Consider the following 21,839-nt stretch of genomic DNA (forward strand, 5'->3'; position numbering starts at 1 on the left):
GAAAGAAACATGCAGCCTGCATGTTGCGGCATCCAGGTGAAGAAATCCATGAAGACTACCAGCGTCTATCCGGTGATCATGACGTCCGAGGTCGCGGCGACCGCCACCTTCTACGTCCGCCACTTCGGCTTCCGCCCCCTGTTCGAGGCTGATTGGTACGTCCATCTGCAATCGGTAGAGAGCGAGCAGGTGAACCTCGCCATCCTCGACGGCAGCCACCACACCATCCCCGCGATCGGCCGCGGCCGGGTTTCCGGACTGCTGCTGAACTTCGAGGTCGAGGATGTCGATGCCGAATACGAGCGGCTGAAGGCGGCGGGGCTGCCGATGCTGCTGGAGCTGCGCGACGAGGCGTTCGGCCAGCGCCACTTCATCACCCAGGACCCGAACGGCGTGCTGATCGACATCATCAAGCCGACCGCCCCGACGGCTGAGTACGAAACGCAGTATGCGCCCGGCAGCGTGCCGGCCTAGCCAAGGCGTCCCGCGCGCAGCGCCGCGACCAGCCCGTCGCAGCCGGCCTCGACCAGGTCCAGCACCTGCTCGAAACCGGCGCTGCCGCCGTAATAGGGGTCGGGCACGTCCCGCCCCTCCAGCCCCGGCGCGTGATCGAGGAACAATCCGATGCGGCCCGGGCCGGCGACGGTCAGACGGCGCATCCGGGCGAGATGGCCGCGGTCCATCGCCAGCAGCAGGTCGAAGCGGCGGAAATCCGCCCGCTCCAGCTTGCGGGCGCGCAGCGGCAGCAGGTCGTAGCCGCGGGCCGCCGCCGCCCGGATCGCCGGCGGGTGCGGCGGCTCGCCGGCATGGAAGCCCTGGGTGCCGGCGCTGTCGACCGTGTGGTCCAGCCGCGCGGCCGACAGCTTGGCCCGCATCACCGCCTCGGCGGTCGGCGAGCGGCAGATGTTGCCGGTGCAGACGAACAGGATGCGCATGCCGCCTGGATAGTCGGGACGTGCCCAGGCGGCAAGCCGGCCGATGGTTTAGAGACCGATGTCCTTCATTCCTTCCTCGAAGTAGCGCGCGCCGGCGACGGACTCAGGGGCGAACAGGGCGTCCAGCACCGCCACCTGTTCCGCCGTCAGCCGGATCGCGGCGGCGGCGGCGTTCTCCGCCAGATAGGCGCGGCGCTTGGTGCCCGGGATCGGTACCACGTTGTCCTGCCTGGCCAGCAACCAGGCCAGCGCCACCTGGGCCGGCTTGGCGCCGAGATCGAAGGCGAAATCCGTCAGCGCCTCGGCCAAGCGCCGGTTCTGCGCCAGCGCGTCCCCGGCGAAGCGCGGATTGACGCGGCGGAAGTCGTCCGCGGCCAGGGACGAGGTGTCGGTCACCGCCCCGGCCAGGAAGGCGCGGCCGAGTGGCGAATAGGCGACGAAGGTGGTCCCCAGGTCGCGGCAGGCCTCGAGCACCCCGTTCCGCTCCGGATCTCGGGTCCACAGCGAATACTCGCTCTGCACCGCCGCGATCGGATGCACGGCATGGGCCCTGCGCAGCGTCTCGACCGACACCTCGGAGAGGCCGATCTGCCGCACCATGCCGGCCTGCACCAGCTCGGCCATGGCGCCGACCGCATCCTCGACCGGCACGTCGGTGTTGCGGCGGTGCATGTAGTAGAGGTCGATGACATCGGTGCCCAGGCGCCGCAGCGAGGCCTCGGCCGCCGCCCGGATATAGGCCGGCGAGTTGTCGATCCGCCGCCCGGCGACGCCGGGCTCGCGCACGATGCCGAACTTGGTGGCCAGCACCACCTTGTCGCGCCGGCCCTTGAGGAAGCGGCCGACCAGTTCCTCATTGTGCCCCGACCCGTACATGTCGGCGGTGTCGAGGAAATCGATGCCGTGCTCCAGCGCCGCGGCGAGGGTGTCGAGCGACTGCGCGTCGTCGCGCGGGCCGTAGAATTCGGACATGCCCATGCAGCCGAGGCCGATGGCGGAGACGGTGGTGCCGTCCTGGCCGAGAAAGCGTCTGTCCATGGTGTTCTCCTTGGTTCCGAGGCCGCCGGTCGCGCGGACCGCCGCGGCACGGCTGGAGAATGGGGATTGGGCAATCATGCGATAACCAGCAGATATGCGTATGAGCTGATGAGCAGGATTCAGTAATGCTTCGCCCCGATTTGCCTGACCTGGCCGCCTTCGCCGCGGTGGCGCGGCACTGCAGCTTCCGCCGCGCGGCGATCGAACTGGCCCTGTCCGCCTCCGCGCTCAGCCATGCGATCCGCGGGCTGGAGGAGCGGCTGGGCGTGCGCCTCCTGAACCGCACCACCCGCAGCGTCACGCCGACCGAGGCGGGCAAGCGGCTGCTGGCCCGGCTGGAGCCCGCCTTCCGCGACATCGAGGGCGCCGTCGGGGAGATCGACCAGTTCCGCCGCCAGCCGGCCGGCTCGCTGCGGATCACCACCTCGATCCCGGCGGCGGAGCTGGTCCTGGCGCCGATGGTGGCGCGGTTCCTGGAGGCCTATCCGGAGATCCGGCTGGAAATCGCGGTCACCAGCGCCCTGATCGACATCGTCGCCGGCGGCTTCGATGCCGGCGTGCGCCTGGGCGAGCAGCTGGAGCGCGACATGGTGGCGGTGCGCTTCGGCGGCGAGCAGCGGATGATCGTGATCGCAGCCCCCTCCTATCTCGCCCGGCGGCCACGACCGCAAACGCCACGCGACCTGACCGAGCATGCCTGCCTCGGCTATCGCTTCCCGAGCGGCGTGGTCTATGCGTGGGAGTTCGAGAAGGATGGCCGGGAGCTGACGGTCAGCCCGAACGGGCCGCTGATCGTCAACAACGACCAGCGGCTCCTGATCCGGACGGTGCTGGACGGCGCCGGCCTGGGCTTCGTGTTCGAAGGCATGGTCACGGCGGAGCTGGCGGAAGGGCGGCTGGTCCCGCTGCTGCTGGACTGGACGCCGCCCTTTCCGGGCTTCTTCCTGTACTACCCACGCCAGCGTCAGATGCCGGCGGCGCTGCGCGCCTTCATCGACTTCATCCGCGCCGACACCGTCAGCCGTTCACGGGAATGACCGATCCCTGGTAGCGCTCGCGGGTGAACTTAGCCACGGCCGGCGAGGTCAGGATTTCGGCCAGTCGCTTGATCCGCGGATCGTCTACGAGCTTCGGCGTGGTCACCAGGATGTTGGCGTAGGGGTTGCCCTCGGCCTTCTCCAGCCCCAGCGCGTCCTTGGCCGGGCTGAGGCCCGCCTCGAGCGCGTAGTTGCCGTTGATCACCGCCAGGTCGACATCGTCGAGCGCCCGTGGCAGCAACGCCGATTCAACCTCCAGCACCTTCAGGTGTTTCGGGTTCTCGGCGATGTCGTTCGGCGTCGCCAGCTGCTTGTCCGGCTCGGCGAAGCCGTCCTTCAGCCGGATCAGCTTCTGATCCTGCAGCAGGTAGAGCGCGCGGCTGAGATTGGTGACGTTGTTCGGCACCGCCACGGTGCCGCCGTCCTTCACCTCGGCGAAGCTCTTGGCCTTGCGCGAATAGACGCCCAGCGGCTCGATATGCACGGTGGCGGCGACGGCGAAATTCTGGTCCAGCGCCTCCTCCTGCGAGCGCAGATAGGGCAGGTGCTGGAAATAGTTGGCGTTGACGTCGCCATGCGCCAGCAGCTCGTTGGGATTCACCGCGGTCGACAGCTCGACGATGTCGAGCTTCAGGTCGGGCGCCTGGCTCTGCACGAAGGCCAGGATCTCGGCATGCGGTACGGCGTCGGCCGCGACCTTCAGCGGCGCGTCCTGGGCCAGGGCGGCGCCGGCCAAGGCGAAAGGCAAGGCGGCAGCGATCGCCGCCCGCGCCAGGCGGGCGGTCAAGGTACGGATCATGATGGACCTGTGGGTTCGGGTGGCGCGGCGTGTTCAGGCGGTGGCGGCTTGGGCCGCCAGGACGTCGGCGTAGTGGCGCTGCGCCACGTCGGGGTGCGAGCGCAGCCGGCCCTTCAGGTAGTTCGGGCCGACATCGTGGAACAGCGGGTTCTGCGGGTCGCTGGCCGGGCCGCGCGCCTCCGCCGCCAGGGCCGGCGGCAGGTCGAGCAGCGGCACGGTGGCGTCGAGCCGGGCGCCGAGAAAGAAGGCGACCGACAGCCGGTCGGTGCCGGCCGGCGGCGTGATCACCCGGTGCACCGTGGCGCGGAGGTAGCCGTTGGTCGCCAGCTCCAGCAGCTCGCCGATATTGACCACGAAGGTGCCGGGCACCGGCTCGGCGTCGATCCAGCGCCCGTCCTCGCCCTCGACCTGCAGGCCGCGCTGAGTGTCCTGCAGCAGCAGGGTGAGGAAGCCCGAATCCTTATGTGCGCCGACGCCCTGGCTGCTGCCGGTGGCCTCGCGGCCGGGGTAGCGGATGATCTTGATGTGCTGGTTCGGCCTGTCGCTGTAGATCGGCGCCAGCGCGTCCCCGGCCTGGCCGAGCGCCGCGGCGAAGGCCTCGAGCAGGCGGATCGCCACCCGGGTCAGTTCCGCCTGCCAGCGCAGCAGCGCGGTCTTCAGCTCCGGCTGCGCCGCCGGCCACTGGTTCGGGCCCTGCAGCCGCAGCCAGGGCGGCACGTCCGGCCCCGGCGGGATCGCCTGCCGCTCCGCCCCGATGTCGAACTGCTCGCGCCAGTCCGGCTCGCCGCAAGTCCGCTCCCAGGCGGCGCGGGTGTAGCCGCGGAAATGCGGCGAATGCACCATCTCGATCGCCAGCTTGTCGGCCTCCGGCAGCGCGAAGAAGCGGCGCGCCTCGGCCTTCACCTGCGCCACCAGCGCCTCCGGCACGCCATGCCCGCTGAGATAGAAGAAGCCGACATCCCGCGCCGCCGCACGCAGCTGGTCCAGGAAGTCCTGGCGCGCCGCTTGGCCGGCATCGAGCCGGGACAGGTCGAGCAGCGGCAAGGCGAGGGTGGCGGTGGTCATGGCAGCCTCGGGCAGAAGGGAACGGCACGCGATCGCGCGACCCGCTAATTCACATATCTTTGTTGCGTGTAGATTTATATAACAATTTTTCAATGCTATTGCTGGCTCGTCGGATCAGGCGGAGGCTGCGCCTCTCCGGCAGGTCGGGGGCCGGCATCGGCCGGAGGCTCTCATAGGCCAGCCGCACCGCGGCGGCGCCGTGGATCCGTTCCAGCCGCCGCACGGTGAAATGGGCCCGCGCCAGACGCCGGAAATGCTCCAGGAAGGTCAGGTTGACCGCGGCGCCGGCGGCCGCGCCCAGCACCGGGGCGGCCTGGGCCGACAGCTTCAGCAGAACCGTCCCGCTGAACCGGGCGGCGACCGCAGCGACCAGCCGCGGCACCACCTTGGCGGCCGCGTCCGGCACCATCCGGGCCAGCGCGATCCGGGTGGCGAGATAGCCGGTCTCGACCGCGTCGTCGGCCGGGCCGGGCCGGCCCATGGCGAAGACCTTCAGGCATTCGATCGCGGTCTCCGGCGCCGTCGGGTCCTCCCCCGCCGCCTTCGCCTCGGCCGCGATCTGGCGCAGCAGCAGGACCGTGGAGACCGGCAGCTCCGCCAGCGTGCTCGGCAGGCCGAAGCTGCCGCCCGCGGCCCCGCTGGCCGCGGCCAGACCGCGATGCAGCCAGGTCTCCCGCCGGCGCCGCACCCGGCGGCCAGAGCCGCCGCGCAGCGCCGCCCTCAGAGCGACGGCAAGGGCGCGGCGGATGGCGCCGTCCAGCACGGACTGCACCTCGGCCGGCAGGTTGCGCTTCAGCGCTTCGACCGGCGTCCCGGCCAGGGCCGACAGACGCGCCACCAGCGAATCATGGTCGAGCACCACCTTCGCCTCGGCCAGCTCGGCCATGGCGCCCGACGGCAGGAACAGCGGGACGGGCAGTGCCGCAGCGTCGGTCATACCCAAGACATTGGGGGTCGCGGCGCGTCGACAAGGGCCGTTGAGCCCCGGCCCCGCCGCCATCATCATCCACATATGAAGCGAATCGAGCCCGGCGATCCGATCGTGATCCTGACCGGGGCCGGAATCTCGAAGGAGAGCGGCCTCGACACCTTCCGCGACGCCGGCGGGGTGTGGACCCGCGTGCGGCTCGAGGATGTGGCCACGCCCGAGGCCTTCGAGCGCGACCCGGACCGGGTGCACGACTTCTACAATGCCCGCCGCCGCACCCTGGCCGACCCGGCGGTGCAGCCGAACGCGGCGCATGCCGCGCTAGCCCGGCTGGAGCGCGACTGGCCGGGCCCGGTGCTGCTGGTCACCCAGAATGTCGACGATCTGCATGAGCGCGGCGGCAGCCGCCGGCCGGTCCACATGCATGGCCAGTTGAACCGCGCCCGCTGCCTGTCCTGCGGCGCCGGGCGCGACTGGGCCGGCGACCTGTCGGTCGACACCCCCTGCCCCGGCTGCGGCGAGGCCGGCGGGATGCGGCCCGACGTGGTCTGGTTCGGCGAGATGCCGCTGGCGATGGAAGAGATCGAGGCGGCGCTGGCCGGCTGCCGGCTGTTCGTGTCGATCGGCACCTCCGGCACCGTCTACCCGGCCGCCGCCTTCGTCCACCAGGCGCTGGACGCCAGGGCTTTGACAGTGGAGCTGAACCTGGAGCCGGGCGAGGGTTCCGGCCTGTTCCACATCCGCCGCCAGGGACCCGCGACGCGGCTGGTGCCGGAACTGGTCGAGGCGCTGCTGGCGGGCAAATTCCCGAAGCGCTGACGGGCACCGCGCCGTCACCAAAACTTCATCGTGCCGTCACCCGGCCATCGCCGAGCCGGCGGAGGATCCCGCGTCCGCTCCAGCCAGGATCCCACCATGACCAAGCGCCTCCGCGCCCGGCGCCGCCTCGCCGGCCTGCCCGCCGGCCGCTACGCCACGACCGACAAGGGCCGGGTCGTCCGGCGGACAGCTGCGGTCGAGGCACCGCCGCTGTCCGCCCTGGTGCGGGCCAGCCTGTCGCGCCGCGGCCTGCTGCTCGGCTCCGCCGCCACGATCGCCGCCCTGGCCCTGCCCGGCGGGCGCGCCGAGGCGGCCGAAAGCAGCGCGGGCTTCGCCGAGCTGACGCGGGTGATGGATGAGCGCGACCACATCGCTACCGGCTACGACCGCAAGGTGCTGATCCGCTGGGGCGACAAGCTGCTGCCGGACGCGCCGGAGTTCGACCCCGCGGCCATGACCGCCGCGGCGGCCGAGCGGCAGTTCGGCATCAACAACGACCTGCTGGTCTATCTGCCGCTGCCGATCGGGTCGGGCGGGTCCGACCACGGGCTGCTGTTCGTCAACCATGAGTATCCGAACCCGCAGCTGATGTGGCCCGGCCTGACCGAGGACGACGCCGGCGAAAAGCTGACCGAACCGCAAGTCGCGGTCACCATGGCCGCGATCGGCTGCTCGGTGATCGAGGTCCGGGACGACGGCGCGGGCTGGCAGGTGATGCCCGGCAGCCGCTATGCCCGCCGGATCACGCCGGCGACGCCGATCCGCATCTCCGGCCCCGCCGCAGGCCATCCGCTGATGCGCACCGCCGCGGATCCGGAGGGGCGCACCGTCCTCGGCACCTTCGACAACTGCAATGGCGGGATGACGCCCTGGGGCACCGTGCTGTCCTGCGAGGAGGGCTTCGACGGGTGGTTCGGCGGCGACCCGACCAAGAGCGAGCATGCGGCGCTGCTGGCCCGCTATGGCGCCGACGAGGCCGAGGACGGCTATGGCTGGGGCCGGTTCCACGACCGCTTCCATTATGAGCGTGAGCCGAACGAGGCGCATCGCTTCGACTGGGTGGTGGAGATCGACCCCTACGACCCGGAGGCGCAGCCGGTGAAGCGCACCGCGCTGGGCCGCATGGCGCATGAGAATGCCGGCTGCGTCGTCGCCCCGGATGGCCGCGTGGTGGTCTACATGGCCGACGACCATGATTTCGACTACCTGTACAAATTCGTCACCGCCAGGCCGTGGAACCCGCAGGACCGCGCCGCCAACCGCGACCTGCTGGACGAGGGCACGCTGTATGTCGCCCGGTTCAACCCTGACCACACGCTGGACTGGCTGCCGCTGATGCAGGGCGAAGGCAAGCTGACCGCGGAGAACGGCTTCGCCAGCCAGGGCGACGTCGCGATCAAGACGCGGCTGGCCGCCGACCTGGCCGGGGCCACGCCGATGGATTCGCCGGAGGGCTTCACGGTCAACCCGGTCACCGGCAAGATCTACGTCGCCCTGACCGAGAACGAGGATAGCGAGGCAGGGCAGATCAACGTGGCCAACCCCCGTGCGCCGAACCCCGAAGGCCATGTGCTGGAGTTGATGCCGCCCGCCCACCGACGGCCGCATCGACCACGCCGCCGCCCGCTACGGCTGGGATATCTTCATCCTGTGCGGCGATCCGACGAAGCCCGAGGCCCAGGCGCGCTACCACCCGGGCACCTCGGCCAATGGCTGGTTCACCGATCCCGACAACATCGCCTTCGACCCGGCCGGCCGGATGTATGTCTGCACCGACGGCCCGCCGGATGCCGGCTTCAACGACGCGCTCTACGTCCTCGACACCGAGGGGCCCGGCCGGGCGCTACCGAAGCTGTTCTATTCGCCGCCGCGCGGGTCGGAATGCAGCAGCCCCTGCTTCACCCCGGATGGCCGCACGATGTTCCTGTCGGTGCAGCATCCGGGCGAGGATTCCGAGACGCTGGAAGCCGTGACCACGCGCTGGCCGGATTTCCGCGATGGCGTGCCGCCCCGGCCCTCGGTGATCGTGATTCGCCGCACGGATGGCGGCCCGATCGGCAGCTGATGCTGAGGCCGGCCCTGCGGCCGGCGCATCCGTGACCGGACATCACACGCGCTTGGCCCCGGGCCACGAACGGCCTAGATCGGGTGCATGGCAATTGCGGCGACGGACGATCTGACGGCGGTGGTGGCGGCGGCGCGGGCCTGCCGGATCTGCGCCGGCCGGTGGCCGCATGCGCCGCGCCCGGTGCTGCGCGCCACCCCGACCGCACGTCTTCTCATCGTCGGCCAGGCGCCGGGCGCGCGGGTGCAGGCCTCCGGCCTGTCCTGGACCGATGCCAGCGGCGACCGACTGCGGCAATGGCTGGGCCTCGACCGCGACGCCTTCTACGACGAGGACCGGGTGGCGCTGGTGTCGATGGGGCTGTGCTTCCCCGGCACCAACCCGAAGGGCGGCGACTATCCGCCGCCGCGGATCTGCGCCGAGACCTGGCATCCCCGGCTGCGGCCGCTGCTGCCCGGGATCCGGCTGACCCTGCTGGTGGGCGGCCTGGCCCAAGCCTACTACCTCGGCCCGAGACGGCAGCCGAGCGTGGCGCAGACGGTCGCCGCCTGGCGCGATTGCCTGCCCGAATTCCTGCCCCTGCCCCATCCGAGCTGGCGCAACACCGGCTGGTTGAAGCGCAACCCGTGGTTCGAGGCAGACCTCCTGCCGGTGCTGCGGGTCAGGACCGCTGCCGCGCTGGTGGGCGACGCCTGATGGCCGCCCTACCTCCGTCGCCGCAGGACCAGCCCATGCTTGTCGACCCCGCCCATGGGCGCAACGGCAACGGCCATTTTCCGGAGATGCCGCTGCCGCAGGATCCGAAGACGGTCTTCCTCGGCATCCTGTGCCTGCTGGCGCTGACGGCCGCGCTGTATGTCGCCCGGGACATCGTCCTGCCGATCGTGCTGGCCGTGGTGCTGAAGCTGCTGCTGCAGCCGCTGGTCCGGCTGCTGGAGAAGGCGCGGATTCCGCGCGCGATCGGTGCCATCGCCGCTATCCTGCTGCTGCTGGCGATCTTCGCCGGCATCGGCGCGCTGCTGACCAGCCCGGCCGCCGAATGGGCCGGCAACCTGTCGAATGAATGGTCGGCCCTGCAGGCCAAGTTCGCCGTCATCGTCGACCCGCTGCACCAGCTTCAGGAACGGCTGGAGCAGATGGGGCTGCATTTCGGCGGCGTCGGCACGCTGCTGGAACACCCGACCGACATCGTCACCGCGGTCTTCGCCGGCACCAGCACCGTCGCCTCGCACCTGTTCGAAACGCTGCTGATCCTGTTCTACCTGCTGGTGTTCGGCGACATCTTCCTGCGCCGCTTCGTCGAGATCCTGCCCAATTTCATGGAGAAGCGGGAGGCGGTGTCGATCTCGCTGCAGATCGAGCGCGACCTGTCCGCCTATCTCCTGACCGTCACGGTAATCAACGCCGTCGTCGGCGTCGCCACGGCGCTGGTGATGTGGGCCTGCGGCATCCCGGCGCCGGTGCTGTGGGGCGCGGTCGCCTTCTGCCTGAACTTCGTGCCGATCCTGGGTCCGTTCTTTGGCGTCGCGCTGTTCCTGGCGGTCGGGCTGGTGGCCGACGGCCCGACCTGGATCGCGGCCCTGCCCGCGGCGCTGTATCTCGGCATCCATGTCGCCGAGGGCGAATGGATCACGCCGATGGTGCTGGCCCGGCGCTTCACCATCAACCCGGTCGCGGTGATCCTGGCCCTGATCTTCTGGTACTGGATGTGGGGCGTTCCCGGCGCCATTCTGGCGGTGCCGATGCTGGCGATCACCAAGATCGTGTGCGACCGCCTGCGCCCCCTGCGCGCCCTCGGCCACCTGCTGGAGGGGTGAGGTGATTCGGAATAAGCTTTGACCCCTGCCGGCCTCCGGGGCTGGCCATGGTGTATCGGTGAGGTCGATGGTCTCGATTCGAATCCTGGCGATAGCCCTTGCATGCGTCGCCGGACCCGGAACTGGCCGAGCGCTCGCTCAGAATTGCGACCCCATGTTTTCCAGCATCGAGGCGCCGGCAGATGATCCGACCGGCCGCGTAAGAAGCGGCAGAATAGAGGCGGCCCTGCGATCGATGGAGCGAGACGTTCGCTATAGGAAGATCGCGGACGAGGCCGACTATGTTGCCTTCGCAGACACGCGGGGATCGGCCGTCTGGACATTCACCACGCGCGCACACAGGCCCCACCCGGCCGTTGTTTGTCGGGAACCGAAAACGGAAGCCAACGGCACCATCAGCTTGGTGATGAGGGTCAGCTGCTACGGCTCGACGCCCGACTGCGACGGCCTGGTCGCGGATTTCAAGAGGCTGAACGAACGGACGATCCGATCGATCCAGGAAGGGGCGAAACCATAGACCCGTGACGCCTCAGCCCTACCCGTCCGCCTCCTGCTCCAGCGCCTCCATGTCGTCGTCGGAGAAGCCGAAATGGTGGCCGATCTCGTGGATCAGCACGTGGCGGACGACATGGCCGAGATCCTCGCCTGTCTCGCACCAATAGTCGAGGATCGGCCGGCGGTAGAGGAAGATCATGTCCGGCCGGGTGGCGATCGCGAAGGTCTTCTGCCCGAACGGCGTGCCGGTGTAGAGGCCGAGCAGGTCGAACGGGCTCTCCAGCCCCATCTCGTCCAGCGTCTCGTCATCCGGGAAGTCGACGACCTGGATGGCGACGCCGCGGACCATCGCCCGCAGCCGCGCCGGAATCCGCTCGAACCCGTCCTCCGCCAGCTCGATCAGGTCGTCGGTCGACGGCGGCTCGGTGAAGCCCGGCTTCGGGACGCTGCTCATCGCGGCGCCAGGCGCACGGCGCCGTCGAGCCGGATCACCGAGCCGTTCAGCATCTCGTTGGCGGCGATGTGCAGGACCAGCTGGGCGAACTCCTCCGGCCGGCCCAGGCGCTGCGGGAACAAGGTGGTGGCGATCAGGCTGTCCTGGACCTGCTGCGGCATCGCCTCGATCATCGGCGTGCCGATCAGCCCCGGCGCCACGGTCATCACCCGGATGCCGCTCTTGGCCAGGTCGCGCGCGGCCGGCAGGGTCAGCCCGACCACCCCGCCCTTGGACGCGGAATAGGCGACCTGGCCGACCTGGCCCTCATAGGCCGCGACCGAGGCGGTGGCAACGAACAGCCCGCGCTCGCCCGAGGCGCTGGCGGCTGCCGGCAGCGGCTCCTCCGCCGCCATGGCGGCAGCAGTGAGGCGCAGCAGATGGAAGGTGCCGAGCAGGTTGACCCGGATCACGCGCTCGAACAGCGCCGGATCGTGCGGGCCGTCGCGGCCGACGAGGCGGGCGCCCGGGGCGATGCCGGCGCAGGCCACGGCGATCCGCGCCGTGCCGTGCGCTGCCCGCGCCTGCTCCAGCGCCGCCGCCACCGAGTCGCCGTCGCCGACGTCGCAGGCCACGGCCAAGCCGCCGATCTCGCCCGCCACCGCCTCGGCCGCGTCGCGGTTGAGGTCGAGCAGCGCCACCTTGGCGCCTGCCGCGGCCAGGGCCCGGGCGGTCGCCGCCCCCATGCCCGACCCCGCCCCGGTGACCACCGCCGCCAGACCCTCGACCTTCATCTCGTCCTCCACCCGAAACTCGTGCCCCTGGGTAGCAGATCGCCGGTCCGGTTGCGACCGGGCCGAACGCCGCTATGCTTGGCGGATCGACAAGGGAGGAAAGCCATGCAGTTCCTGGTGATCGCGAAGGACGGCACCGATGCCGAGGCCCCGGCCCGGCGCCAAGCGGTGCGCGAGCAGCACCTGGCCGGCGCCCGCCCCCAGGTGGAGAAGGGCGTGATCCTCATCGGCGGCGCGATCCTGGACGATGACGGCCGGATGATCGGCTCCACGCTGGTCTACGAGGTGCCGGACCGGGCCACGCTGGACGCCATTATCGCCGCCGACCCCTATGTCACCGGCGGGGTGTGGCGCGACATCGAGATCCGGCCGTTCCGGGTGGCCGTGCAGTCGAAGGGCTGACACCTCATATCCGCTGCAGCGTCGTCTCCATCATGCGGCGTCCAGCGCGACATGCACGCGGCGGCCGAGCGCCGTCGCAATGTTCACCAGGGCGTCGAGGGAAAAGCGGGAAACGCGGCCACGAAGCAGGTCGTTGATGCGAGGCTGGGTCACGCTGCAATGCGCGGCGGCTTCGGCCTGCTTCCAGCCGTTCTCGTTAATGATCTCGGCAATCTGCGTCATCAATTCTGCCCGCATGCGCAGATTGGCGGCCTGTTCGGGTGTATCGGCGATGGCATCCCACACGCTGTCGAAGGTCTGGGTCATTCTGCACTCCGGACAAGCTCGAGAAACCGCGATCGGGCGAGTTCGATGTCGCGCCTGCTGGTCGCCTGCGTTTTCTTTTGAAAGCAGTGCAGCACATAGACCGCATCGGCCAGCCTGGCGGTGTAGATCACCCGATAGGTTCCCGCTTCATCCCGCACCCTGATTTCCTCGACGCCTTTGCCGATGGACGGCATCGGCTTGAAGTCATCGGGCTGTTTTCCACGCTGCACCTTGTCCAGTTGATAGCCGGCGTCCTGGCGGGCATCGGCCGGGAATTCGCGCAGGCTTTTGAGCGAATCTCCAAGGAATCGGAGCAGTTTCATCCCACCGAAGTATATCCAAATGGATATACGACGCAACCTTCCGCTTTGAAGCAAGCCTCAACGCGCCGCCGTGGATTTGACCAGGAACCTGAACGCCGCCAGCGCGCCGAGCGTCGTCACCAGCACGGCGACCGCCATCGGCAGGCCGTCGCTGCCGGTGGCATGGCCGATGGCGATGCCGACCAGGGCGGCCAGCGTCATCTGCAGGAAGCCCATCAGCGCCGAGGCGGTGCCGGCCATTGCCGGGAACGGCGCGATCGCCCCGGCGATGGCATTGGGCAAGGTCAGGCCGACGCCGATCATCACCACGAAGAACGGGCCGACCACGGCCCAGACGGTGAGCACGCCGGCTGCGGCCATCGCCGCCATCGCCGCCGCGCCGGCCAGCATCACCAGGGTGCCGGCCGCGATCATCCGGTCGATGCCGAGCCTGAGCGTCAGCCGGCCGGAGCCGAAGGTGCCGCAGATATAGCCGACGCAGACGATGCCGAAGCAGGCGCCGTAGACCGGCGGCGACAGGCCGAGCATGCCCGACAGCACGAAGGACGAGCCGGAGATGAAGGTGAAGATCGCGCTGTAGCTGCAGGCGACGATCGCGACATAGCCGAGGTAGCGGCGGTGGCGCAGCAGGCTGGCGTAGTTGCGGACGAGGCGGGTCGGGCTGGTGGCCAGCGGGTCGCGGTGGCGGTTGCTTTCGCCGAGCAGGCCGAGCACCGATGCCAGCATCAGCACGCCGAAGCCGACCAGCAGCCAGAAGGTCGCCTGCCAGCCGAAGGCCTGCTGCAGCACGCCGCCGATGATCGGCCCGATCGCCGGCGCCAGGGCCATCGACATCGACATGTAGGCGAGGATGCGGGCCGAGCGCTCGGGCCCGTACAGGTCGCGCACCACGGCGCGGCCCAGCACCGGGCCGCAGCACGCGCCGAGCGCCTGCAGGAAGCGGCACAGGATCAGCATCTCGATCGAGGTGGCGAGCGCGCAGGCGATGCTCGCCGCGGTGAAGATGGTCACCCCGGCCAGGATCGCCGGGCGCCGGCCGATGCGGTCGGAGACCGGGCCGTAGATCAGCTGCGCCACGGCGAAGCCGACCAGGAAGACGCTGAGCGTCAGCTGCACCGTGGCGACGTCGGAATCGAAGGCGGTGACCAGCGACGGCAGCGACGGCAGATAGACATCCGTCGACATCGGCCCGAAGCCGGTCAGCAGGGTCAGGACGACCGCGATGACCGCCGAGGGCTGGAGGCCTCCTGCAACCCGGTCAGCCATAGAGATGCAGGTCCTGTCCCTTGGCCTTCAGCCAGGCGCGGCAGCGGTCGGACTCCGGATGCAGCCGGTCGACCACCGCCCAGAAGCGCGCGGAATGGTTCATCTCGACCAGATGCGCCACCTCATGCGCCACCACGTAGTCGAGCACGGATTCGGGAGCCAGCAGCAGGCGCCAGGAATAGCTGATCCGCCCGCTGGAGGCGCAGCTGCCCCAGCGGCTGCGGGTGTCGCGCACCGTCACCGCGGCGACGGTGACGCCGAGCCGGAGTGCCGCCGCCCGGCTGCGGACCAGAAGCTGGCGCCGCGCCTCCACCTTCAGCCAGGCGGCGAGGCGGGCGCCGAGATGGTCGGCCGGGCCGCCGATCCGGAGCTCGCCGTCGGCGACCTGGACGCCCCGGGCCGCCACGGGGTCATGCGCGATCCGGTGCGGCACGCCGAGGATCGGGATCTCGGCGCCCGGCAGGAACGGGGTCCGGCCCGGCATGGCGGCGCGGCGGCGGCGCACCCACTCGGCATGGCGGTTGACGAAATCGGCGATCACCTGCGCCGGCACTCTCAACGGCGCCACCACCACGACCTCGCCCGACGCCGGATCGAGCTTGAGCGACAGGCGCCGCGCCCGGGCATTGCGGCGCAGCGCCACCGGGCGGTCGAGTCCGGCGACGGCGAGAAGGGCGGGCGACGCCTCGGGACGGGTCCGGCTGGGCATGGCCGGACCATAGACGGACCGGAGCCGGAGGGGAATCCGGGTGTGCGACGCCCGGATCCCCCGTCCCCGGGGCAGAGCCGCCCCTACAGCACGAAATCGGCCGCGGCGGCGGCTGCGCCGTTGGCCAGCACGATGCGGAAATCGGCGAAGCCGTCGCCGTTCACATCGGCCTCGACCACCCCGGCGGCCGAGCGCAGCTGGCCGCGGACGGAGGTGAAGCCGGCCCCGCCGATGAAGGTGAAGGCCTGGTTGCCGTCCGCGCCGATGTTGTTGGCGTCGATTTCCGATAGGTCGAACTTGTCGAAGGTGCTGACGAAGTCGGCGACGCTGTCGATCTTGGCGCCCACCACCCAGGAATCGAGCACCGTGCCGTAGCGTATCGTGTCGTTGCCGGCCCCGGCGGTGATGGTGTCGGCGCCGCGGCCGCCGCGGATCGAATCGGCCTCGGTGCCGGCGTCGATCTTGTCGTCGCCCACCCCGCCATCGATCGAATCGGCGCCGGCGCGGCCGTTCAGCGTGTCGGCGCCGGCGTTGCCGCCGATGGTGTCGCCGGCGCTGCTGCCGGTGAAGGTCACCGTCTCCATGTTGTAGGCGTCGACGTAGAAATTGCCGGTGGTCGAGCGCACCGCGAAGGTCGGCGACCCGCCGGCGAACAGCTGCACCGCCAGGGTCTCGGCCGAGGCGTCGACCACCAGCGCATCGGTGCCCGCGCCGCCGTCGACAAAATCGGTGCCGGAGCCCGCCGCGATCGGCCGGGTCTTGGCGTTGATCGTGTCGTTGCCGGCCCCGGTCCTGATTTCGTCGGCCTGGGACCCTCCGACGATGGCGTCGTTGCCGGCGCCGGTGGTCAGCTTGATGCGCTCGAGCCCGAGGATCGAGGTCAGCCCGGCCGCCGCGATCGACGTCGTGGTCCCCAGCGTGAAGTCCACGCTTGAGACCAGCGCGCCGAGATCGGCGCCCCAATGATCGATGCCCGCGCCGCCATTCACCGTTCCGCCGCGGGTGCCGGTCTGGATCGAATCCGCGCCTGAGCCGCCGGTGAAGGCCACCGTCTCCATGTTGTAGGCGTCGACGTAGAAATTGCCGGAGTTCGACCGCACCGCGAAGGTCGGCGACCCGCCGGTGAACAGCTGCACCGCCTGGGTCTCGGTCGCGCAGTAGGCGACCAGGGTGTCGCTGCCGGCGCCGCCGTCGACATAATCAACCCCGGATCCCGGCGCCGTCGGCCGCGACCTGGCGTTGATGATGTCGTTGCCGTTGCCGGTGGTGATGCTGTCGGCCTGGGTGCCGCCGATGATGTTGTCGTTGCCGCTGCCGGTGGTCAGCTTGAGGCTTTCGAGGTTGAGGATCGAGGTCAGCCCCGCCGCCGCGATCGAGGTCGTGGTTCCCAGCTGGAACGCCACGCTCGAGATCAGGCCACTGAGATCGGCCTCCCAGTGATCGATGCCGCCGCCGCCGTTCACCGTGCCGCCGCGGGTGCCGGTCTGGATGAAGTCCGCGCCGGAGCCGCCGGTGAACTTGATCACCTCCATGTTGTAGGCGTCGACGTAGAAATTGCCGGAGTTGGAGCGCGCCTGGAAGGTCGGCGACCCGCCGGTGAACAGCTGCACCGCCTGGGTCTCGGCCGCGGCATTGACGATCAGGGTGTCGCTGTCCGCCCCGCCATCGACCACATCGGTCCCGGACCCGGCCACTGTCGGCCGCGTCCTGGCGTCGATGGTGTCGTTGCCGTCACCGGTGTTGATGATGTCGGCCTGGGACCCGCCGGTGATCGTGTCGTTGCCGGCGCCGGTGGTCAGGCTGATGCGCTCGACGCTCAGGATCGAGCTCAGCCCCGCGGCGGCGATCGACGTCGTGGTCCCCAGGGTGAAGGTCACGCCGGTGAACAGCCCGCCCAGATTGGCGAGCCAGTGGTCGATGCCAGCGCCGCCGTTCACCGCGCCGGAGCGCTCGCCGGTGTCGATCGAGTCGTTGCCGGAGCCGCCGGTGAAGTTCACCGCCTCCACGTTGTAGGCGTCGATGTAGAAATTGCCGGAGGTCGAGCGGACCTGGAAGGTCGGTGACCCGCCGGTGAACAGCTGCACCGCCTGGGTCTCGCCGGAGCAGTTGACGACCAGCGTGTCGAAGCCCGTGCCGCCATCGACCACGTCGACGCCGGAGCCGGCGACCGTCGGCCGGGTTCCCGCGTTGATGGTGTCGTTACCGGCCAGGCCGTTGATCGTATCCGCGGCGCTGGTCCCGACCAAATTGTCGGCGCCGGCGGTGCCATTGATGATCGCCATTGAAAAACCTCCCCAAGGCCAGCGGCCCGCCGATGCCGTCGAAACTGCTCGCGGCCCTTCGGTCTGAAAGGGATGGGCTCAACTGCGCCAGGGTGACATCATACGCCCGAACACCAGGCTATGCGTGGATTTGCCTAAAATATTTTGCATCCGGAATGACCGGTTGCGACCCATCCGGTCACAAGGCCAGGAGGGCGGCCCTTGAATAATATACATAATAGAACGTGTAGTTTATTCAACACCCATGAATCGCTGTTGTTGAATCCTGTTGACTTGATCCGCGCTACTGTGAAAGCCTGTGTCCTGTCGATCCTGTCCGGGATCGCGCCGCGGCAATTTTCAGTGAAGCTTGCGCCGCGTCACCAAACGCTAAGCACCACGACCGGGTTCGTGGTCTCGAGGAGTCGAAGCCCATGTCTCTCATCTGCGATCCCGGCTGTCGCGGCCAAGCCTGAACCGCCCTCCTTCACCCCTTCCATAACGGCGCCCCGGCCGACTGATCCGCGCTCCCTGACCGGGTTCGATGCGCGACTGGCCCTGCGTGTGCGCCTGTTCGTTCGAGGATTGTCCCGAATGCTCGTCCAGATCCTGCGATGGTCCCTGCTGGCCGGTGCGGCCGCCGTGGTCATCGGCAACTACGCCCGGGCCGAGGAGCCGCTGACCATCGGCTATCAGAGCACGGTCGAGCCGGCGAAGGTGGCGCAGGCCGACGGCCTGTACGAGAAGGCCATCGGCCGCCCGATCGAATGGCGCAAATTCGACAGCGGCGCCGACGTCATCGCCGCCATCGCCTCGGGCGGTGTCCAGATCGGCTATGTCGGGTCCAGCCCGCTGGCCGCCGCGGCCAGCCGGGAGCTGCCGATCCGCACCATTCTGGTCGCGATCGGCATCGGCGACGCCGAGGCGCTGGTGGTGCGCAACGGCGCCGGCATCGACAAGCCGGCCGACCTGGCCGGCAAGGCGGTGGCCGTGCCCTTCGTCTCGACCACCCATTACAGCCTGCTGGCGGCACTGAAGCACTGGAGCATCGACCCGGCCTCGGTGCGGATCCTGAACCTGCGGCCGCCGGAGATCGCGGCCGCCTGGCTGCGCGGCGACATCGACGCCGCCTATGTCTGGGACCCGGCGCTGGGCAGGATCAAGGAGAGCGGCACGGTCCTGGTCACCTCGACCGAGGTCGCGTCCTGGGGCGCGCCGACCTTCGACGCCTGGATCGCCCGGGCCGACCTGATCGAGGCGAATCCCAAGGCGGTGCAGGCCTTCGCCGACGTCACCCTGAAGGTATACGCGGCCTACCGCGCCGACCCGACGGCGTGGAGTGCGGAATCGGCGCAGGTCGCCAAGATCGCCAAGCTGACCGGAGCGAAGCCGGAGGAGATCCCGGCCCTGCTGCAAGGCAGCACCTTCCCGGTGAAGGCGGAGCAGGCCGGTCCCGCCCTGCTGGGCGGCGGCACGGCCAAGGCGATCGCGGACACCGCGACATTTTTGAAAGAGCAGGGCAAGATCGACCAGGCGCTGGAGGATTACGCGCCCTATGTCGACGCCCGTTTCGTCGCCGCGGCCGGCACTACGCAGGTCGGGACGACGAACTGAACCGGGCGCAGGAGAGGCCCATGTCGGTTCTGGCGGTGAATGCCGTTTCGGTGACCTATCCTGCGGCGGATGGCGACATCCGCGCGCTGGACCGGATCACCCTCGCGATCGAGCCGGGCGAGTTCGTCGTCGCCCTCGGCCGATCGGGATGCGGCAAGACCACGCTGTTGAACCTGATGGCGGGCTTCCTGGCCCCCGAGGCAGGGACGGTCACACTCGGCGGCGTTCGTGTGACCGGCCCTGGGGTGGAGCGGGGCGTCGTCTTCCAGGACGACGCCCTGTTCCCCTGGCTTGACGTGCTGGGCAATGTCGGCTTCGCGCTGCGGCTGCGCGGGATCCCCCCGGCCGAGCGCGACGACCGAGCCCGGCGCATCCTGCGGCTGGTCGGGCTGGAGGGCTTCGAACGGCAGCAGCTGTGGGAGCTGTCGGGCGGCATGAAGCAGCGGGTCGGCTTGGCCCGGGCCCTGGCCGCCGACCCCGAGGTGCTGCTGCTGGACGAGCCGCTGGGCGCGCTCGACGCGCTGACGCGGGAGCGGATGCAGGAGCTGCTGCTGGACCTGTGGCACCGCACCGGCAAGAGCCTGTTCCTGATCACCCACAGCATCGAGGAAGCCCTGTTCCTGGCGACCCGGCTGATCGTGATGTCACCGCGGCCCGGCCGCATCGTGGAGGAGTTGCGGCTGGATTTCGGCCGCCGCTACTGTACCGGCGAGCCGGCGCGCCGGATCAAGTCCGACCCCGGCTTCATCGCCTTGCGCGAGCAGGTGATGGACCTGATCTTCGAGCGCGAGGCGGCCTGAATTGGCAGATGTCGCGCTCCAGAAACCGGCGCCGTCCCCTGTCCGCAGGGCGCCGGTCCGGCGCCGCCGCGGGACGAGGCTGATCAGCCTCGCCACGGTGGCGGGCCTCCTCCTGCTGTGGGGGATCGTCGCCAATCTCGGCCTCGTCCCGCCCCTGTTCCTGCCGACGCCGCAGGCGGTTCTGCACAAGCTGGTCACCACGGCATCCGTCGGATTCGCCGACGCGACGCTGCTGCAGCATCTGGCCGCCAGCCTGGGCCGCGTCTTCGCCGCCCTGGCGCTGGCGCTGGTGGTCGCGATCCCGGTCGGCATCGCCATCGGCACCAGCCGGGTGGCGCGCGGCATCCTCGACCCGCTGATCGAGTTCTACCGGCCGATCCCGCCCTTGGCCTATCTGCCGCTGATCGTGATCTGGTTCGGCATCGGCGAGACCTCGAAGGTCCTGGTGATCTTCCTCGCCATCTTCGCTCCGATCGCGATCTCGACCGCGGCCGGGGTGCGCGGCGTGCCGTCCGACCGGCTGCGCGCCGCCCGCTCGCTGGGCGCCACCCGGGCCCAGCTGCTGCGCCATGTCATCCTGCCGAACGCGCTGCCGGAGATCCTGACCGGGGTGCGCATCGGCCTGGGCGTCGGCTGGTCCACTTTGGTGGCGGCCGAGCTGGTCGCCGCCACCAGCGGCCTCGGCTTCATGATCCAGAGCGCGGCGCAGTTCCTGGTCACCGACGTGGTGGTGCTGGGCATCCTGGTGATCGCCGCCATCGCCTTCCTGCTGGAATATCTGCTGCGCCTGCTGCAGCGCCGGCTGACGCCCTGGCACGGGCGCGGCTGACACCTCCTCCCACCGACACCAACCGCAAACAGAGGGGCCCCGCCATGCCCGACAGCCTGTCGACCCTCCTCTCCGTCCAGCCCTTGAATCCCGCCATCGGTGCCGTGGTCCGCGGCATCAACCTGGCGCAGCCGCTCGGCGACGCCACCATCGGCGCGATCAACCGCGCCCTGCTGCAGCACCACGTGCTGTTCTTCGAGGACCAGGAGCTGACCCCGGCGGCGCAGCGCGACTTCGCCGCCCGTTTCGGCGCGCTGCATGTCCACCCGGTCTATCCGCATGTCAAGGAGGTGCCGGAGATCATCATCCTCGACACCCATCCGGACAACCAGCCGGACAACGACAACTGGCATACCGACGTCACCTTCATCGAAACCCCGCCGCTGGGCGCGGTGCTGGCGGCGAAGCAGCTGCCGCCCTTCGGCGGCGACACCAGCTGGTCCAGCAGCATCGCCGCCTTCGAGGCGCTGGCGGCACCCTGGCAGGGCTTCCTGACCGGCCTGACGGCGCTGCACGACTTCGCCAAATCCTTTCCGCCGGAGCGCTTCACCGCGCCGGAGGAGCGCGAGCGCTGGCAGATCGCGCGCGACAAGAACCCGCCGGTGATCCACCCGGTGGTGCGCACCCATCCGGCGACCGGCCGCAAGGGCCTGTTCGTCAATGAGGGTTTCACCACCCGCATCCTCGGCTTCTCGGCCAAGGAGAGCGACGCGGTGCTGCGCTTCCTGTTCGACCATGTGGCCAAGCCGGAATTCACCGTGCGCTGGCGCTGGAAGGCCGGCGACGTCGCCTTCTGGGACAACCGCTGCACCCAGCACTACGCCCTGGCCGACTACCTGCCGAACCGGCGGGTGATGCACCGCGCGACGATTTTAGGCGACCGGCCGGTGTAATCCGGACCGGGCAGGCCAGCTCGGATTGCCTCTCCCGCCTGGCGGGAGAGGCCGGGCGTCCGCAGGACGACCGGGTGAGGGCTGGCCCGGGCCTCGACAAAGAACCCTCACCCGGAGCCGCTTCGCGTCTCCGACCTCTCCTCGCAGCCCGTGTGAGAAGTGTGGGGATTTGCTTGAGGGGTCAGAGGGGACAGAAGATTTAGGTCGAGTG

Annotated in this window: 24 protein-coding genes and 1 pseudogene; 13 read left to right on the top strand and 12 right to left on the bottom strand. The window is 69.8% G+C overall.

Going from position 1 to position 21,839, the window contains the following annotated elements; all coding sequences use genetic code 11:
* Positions 1 to 48 precede the first annotated feature (48 nt).
* A complete protein-coding gene (locus tag QFZ27_RS02720) occupies positions 49 to 474 on the top strand; it encodes a VOC family protein (RefSeq protein WP_429224545.1) in 426 nt (141 codons plus the stop codon).
* Here QFZ27_RS02720 and QFZ27_RS02725 read toward each other — a convergent pair.
* Positions 471 to 935 carry a low molecular weight protein-tyrosine-phosphatase gene (locus tag QFZ27_RS02725; RefSeq protein ID WP_429224546.1) on the bottom strand — a complete coding sequence of 155 codons (465 nt, stop codon included), beginning with the start codon at positions 933 to 935 and terminating at the stop codon, positions 471 to 473. The genes QFZ27_RS02720 and QFZ27_RS02725 overlap by 4 nt on opposite strands.
* A 48-nt stretch (positions 936 to 983) precedes the next feature.
* Entirely contained in the window at positions 984 to 1,973 is a 990-nt protein-coding gene (locus QFZ27_RS02730) for an aldo/keto reductase (protein WP_429224547.1), read from the bottom strand.
* A gap of 125 nt (positions 1,974 to 2,098) precedes the next feature.
* Here QFZ27_RS02730 and QFZ27_RS02735 point away from each other — a divergent pair, with 125 nt between their 5' ends.
* Positions 2,099 to 3,010 carry a LysR family transcriptional regulator gene (locus QFZ27_RS02735; RefSeq protein WP_429224548.1) on the top strand — a complete coding sequence of 304 codons (912 nt, stop codon included), beginning with the start codon at positions 2,099 to 2,101 and terminating at the stop codon, positions 3,008 to 3,010.
* Here the strand turns inward: QFZ27_RS02735 and QFZ27_RS02740 are convergent.
* From QFZ27_RS02740 to QFZ27_RS02750, 3 genes are read right to left on the bottom strand one after another with little or no spacing between them, the layout of a single operon-like run.
* Positions 2,991 to 3,809, bottom strand: coding sequence for a MetQ/NlpA family ABC transporter substrate-binding protein (locus QFZ27_RS02740; RefSeq protein ID WP_429224549.1), 819 nt, complete (start codon positions 3,807 to 3,809; stop codon positions 2,991 to 2,993). The genes QFZ27_RS02735 and QFZ27_RS02740 overlap by 20 nt on opposite strands.
* A 33-nt stretch (positions 3,810 to 3,842) precedes the next feature.
* Positions 3,843 to 4,874: an isopenicillin N synthase family dioxygenase gene (locus QFZ27_RS02745; RefSeq protein WP_429224550.1), complete on the bottom strand. Its 1,032-nt coding sequence runs from the start codon at positions 4,872 to 4,874 to the stop codon at positions 3,843 to 3,845.
* A 49-nt stretch (positions 4,875 to 4,923) separates the two neighbouring features.
* A complete protein-coding gene (locus QFZ27_RS02750; RefSeq protein ID WP_429224551.1) occupies positions 4,924 to 5,811 on the bottom strand; it encodes an EcsC family protein in 888 nt (295 codons plus the stop codon).
* 75 nt (positions 5,812 to 5,886) lie between these two features.
* Between QFZ27_RS02750 and QFZ27_RS02755 the strand changes: the two genes are divergently transcribed.
* The 6 genes and pseudogenes from QFZ27_RS02755 to QFZ27_RS02780 all read left to right on the top strand — a co-directional run bounded on the left by QFZ27_RS02755 (position 5,887) and on the right by QFZ27_RS02780 (position 11,020).
* Positions 5,887 to 6,621, top strand: coding sequence for an NAD-dependent deacylase (locus tag QFZ27_RS02755; protein ID WP_429224552.1), 735 nt, complete (start codon positions 5,887 to 5,889; stop codon positions 6,619 to 6,621).
* Positions 6,622 to 6,972: 351 nt separating this feature from the next.
* Positions 6,973 to 8,151: pseudogene (locus QFZ27_RS02760) on the top strand (PhoX family protein); the annotation flags it as partial.
* A gap of 118 nt (positions 8,152 to 8,269) precedes the next feature.
* Positions 8,270 to 8,686 (top strand): alkaline phosphatase PhoX, encoded by a 417-nt coding sequence (locus tag QFZ27_RS02765; RefSeq protein WP_429232411.1) that lies wholly within the window; start codon positions 8,270 to 8,272, stop codon positions 8,684 to 8,686.
* An 87-nt stretch (positions 8,687 to 8,773) separates the two neighbouring features.
* Positions 8,774 to 9,382 (top strand): uracil-DNA glycosylase family protein, encoded by a 609-nt coding sequence (locus QFZ27_RS02770; protein WP_429224553.1) that lies wholly within the window; start codon positions 8,774 to 8,776, stop codon positions 9,380 to 9,382.
* Positions 9,383 to 9,417: 35 nt separating this feature from the next.
* Positions 9,418 to 10,503 carry an AI-2E family transporter gene (locus QFZ27_RS02775; protein ID WP_429224554.1) on the top strand — a complete coding sequence of 362 codons (1,086 nt, stop codon included), beginning with the start codon at positions 9,418 to 9,420 and terminating at the stop codon, positions 10,501 to 10,503.
* 154 nt (positions 10,504 to 10,657) lie between these two features.
* Positions 10,658 to 11,020: a hypothetical protein gene (locus QFZ27_RS02780; RefSeq protein WP_429224555.1), complete on the top strand. Its 363-nt coding sequence runs from the start codon at positions 10,658 to 10,660 to the stop codon at positions 11,018 to 11,020.
* 18 nt (positions 11,021 to 11,038) lie between these two features.
* On the opposite strand, the gene QFZ27_RS02785 is transcribed toward QFZ27_RS02780, so the two are convergent.
* The gene (locus tag QFZ27_RS02785) at positions 11,039 to 11,452 is read right to left on the bottom strand and encodes a metallopeptidase family protein (protein WP_429224556.1); all 414 of its coding nucleotides are present in this window, start codon (positions 11,450 to 11,452) and stop codon (positions 11,039 to 11,041) included.
* Positions 11,449 to 12,225: an SDR family NAD(P)-dependent oxidoreductase gene (locus QFZ27_RS02790; protein ID WP_429224557.1), complete on the bottom strand. Its 777-nt coding sequence runs from the start codon at positions 12,223 to 12,225 to the stop codon at positions 11,449 to 11,451. Before QFZ27_RS02790 ends, QFZ27_RS02785 begins: the two co-directional genes overlap by 4 nt.
* A gap of 105 nt (positions 12,226 to 12,330) precedes the next feature.
* Here QFZ27_RS02790 and QFZ27_RS02795 point away from each other — a divergent pair, with 105 nt between their 5' ends.
* The gene (locus QFZ27_RS02795) at positions 12,331 to 12,627 is read left to right on the top strand and encodes a YciI family protein (RefSeq protein WP_429224558.1); all 297 of its coding nucleotides are present in this window, start codon (positions 12,331 to 12,333) and stop codon (positions 12,625 to 12,627) included.
* A 30-nt stretch (positions 12,628 to 12,657) separates the two neighbouring features.
* On the opposite strand, the gene QFZ27_RS02800 is transcribed toward QFZ27_RS02795, so the two are convergent.
* The 5 genes from QFZ27_RS02800 to QFZ27_RS02820 all read right to left on the bottom strand — a co-directional run bounded on the left by QFZ27_RS02800 (position 12,658) and on the right by QFZ27_RS02820 (position 17,513).
* The gene (locus QFZ27_RS02800) at positions 12,658 to 12,933 is read right to left on the bottom strand and encodes a helix-turn-helix domain-containing protein (RefSeq protein WP_429224559.1); all 276 of its coding nucleotides are present in this window, start codon (positions 12,931 to 12,933) and stop codon (positions 12,658 to 12,660) included.
* Complete coding sequence (locus tag QFZ27_RS02805) at positions 12,930 to 13,256, bottom strand: type II toxin-antitoxin system RelE/ParE family toxin (protein ID WP_429224560.1); 327 nt, start codon at positions 13,254 to 13,256, stop codon at positions 12,930 to 12,932. Before QFZ27_RS02805 ends, QFZ27_RS02800 begins: the two co-directional genes overlap by 4 nt.
* Before the next feature lie 57 nt (positions 13,257 to 13,313).
* A complete protein-coding gene (locus QFZ27_RS02810; RefSeq protein ID WP_429224561.1) occupies positions 13,314 to 14,522 on the bottom strand; it encodes a multidrug effflux MFS transporter in 1,209 nt (402 codons plus the stop codon).
* Positions 14,515 to 15,231, bottom strand: coding sequence for a M48 family metallopeptidase (locus QFZ27_RS02815; protein WP_429224562.1), 717 nt, complete (start codon positions 15,229 to 15,231; stop codon positions 14,515 to 14,517). Before QFZ27_RS02815 ends, QFZ27_RS02810 begins: the two co-directional genes overlap by 8 nt.
* Before the next feature lie 83 nt (positions 15,232 to 15,314).
* Positions 15,315 to 17,513 carry a beta strand repeat-containing protein gene (locus QFZ27_RS02820; protein WP_429224563.1) on the bottom strand — a complete coding sequence of 733 codons (2,199 nt, stop codon included), beginning with the start codon at positions 17,511 to 17,513 and terminating at the stop codon, positions 15,315 to 15,317.
* 573 nt (positions 17,514 to 18,086) lie between these two features.
* Here QFZ27_RS02820 and tauA point away from each other — a divergent pair.
* From tauA to tauD, 4 genes are read left to right on the top strand one after another with little or no spacing between them, the layout of a single operon-like run.
* Positions 18,087 to 19,106 (top strand): taurine ABC transporter substrate-binding protein, encoded by a 1,020-nt coding sequence (gene tauA, locus QFZ27_RS02825; protein WP_429224564.1) that lies wholly within the window; start codon positions 18,087 to 18,089, stop codon positions 19,104 to 19,106.
* Between the two features lie 20 nt (positions 19,107 to 19,126).
* The gene (gene tauB / locus QFZ27_RS02830; protein WP_429224565.1) at positions 19,127 to 19,906 is read left to right on the top strand and encodes a taurine ABC transporter ATP-binding subunit; all 780 of its coding nucleotides are present in this window, start codon (positions 19,127 to 19,129) and stop codon (positions 19,904 to 19,906) included.
* Position 19,907: 1 nt separating this feature from the next.
* Positions 19,908 to 20,735 carry a taurine ABC transporter permease TauC gene (gene tauC / locus QFZ27_RS02835; RefSeq protein WP_429224566.1) on the top strand — a complete coding sequence of 276 codons (828 nt, stop codon included), beginning with the start codon at positions 19,908 to 19,910 and terminating at the stop codon, positions 20,733 to 20,735.
* A gap of 44 nt (positions 20,736 to 20,779) precedes the next feature.
* Positions 20,780 to 21,628, top strand: a complete 849-nt coding sequence (tauD, locus tag QFZ27_RS02840; RefSeq protein WP_429224567.1) for a taurine dioxygenase — start codon at positions 20,780 to 20,782, stop codon at positions 21,626 to 21,628.
* The last annotated feature ends 211 nt before the right edge of the window (positions 21,629 to 21,839 follow it).

The sequence above is a fragment of the Inquilinus ginsengisoli genome (genome assembly GCF_050434925.1).
Lineage (GTDB): Bacteria > Pseudomonadota > Alphaproteobacteria > DSM-16000 > Inquilinaceae > Inquilinus > Inquilinus ginsengisoli_B.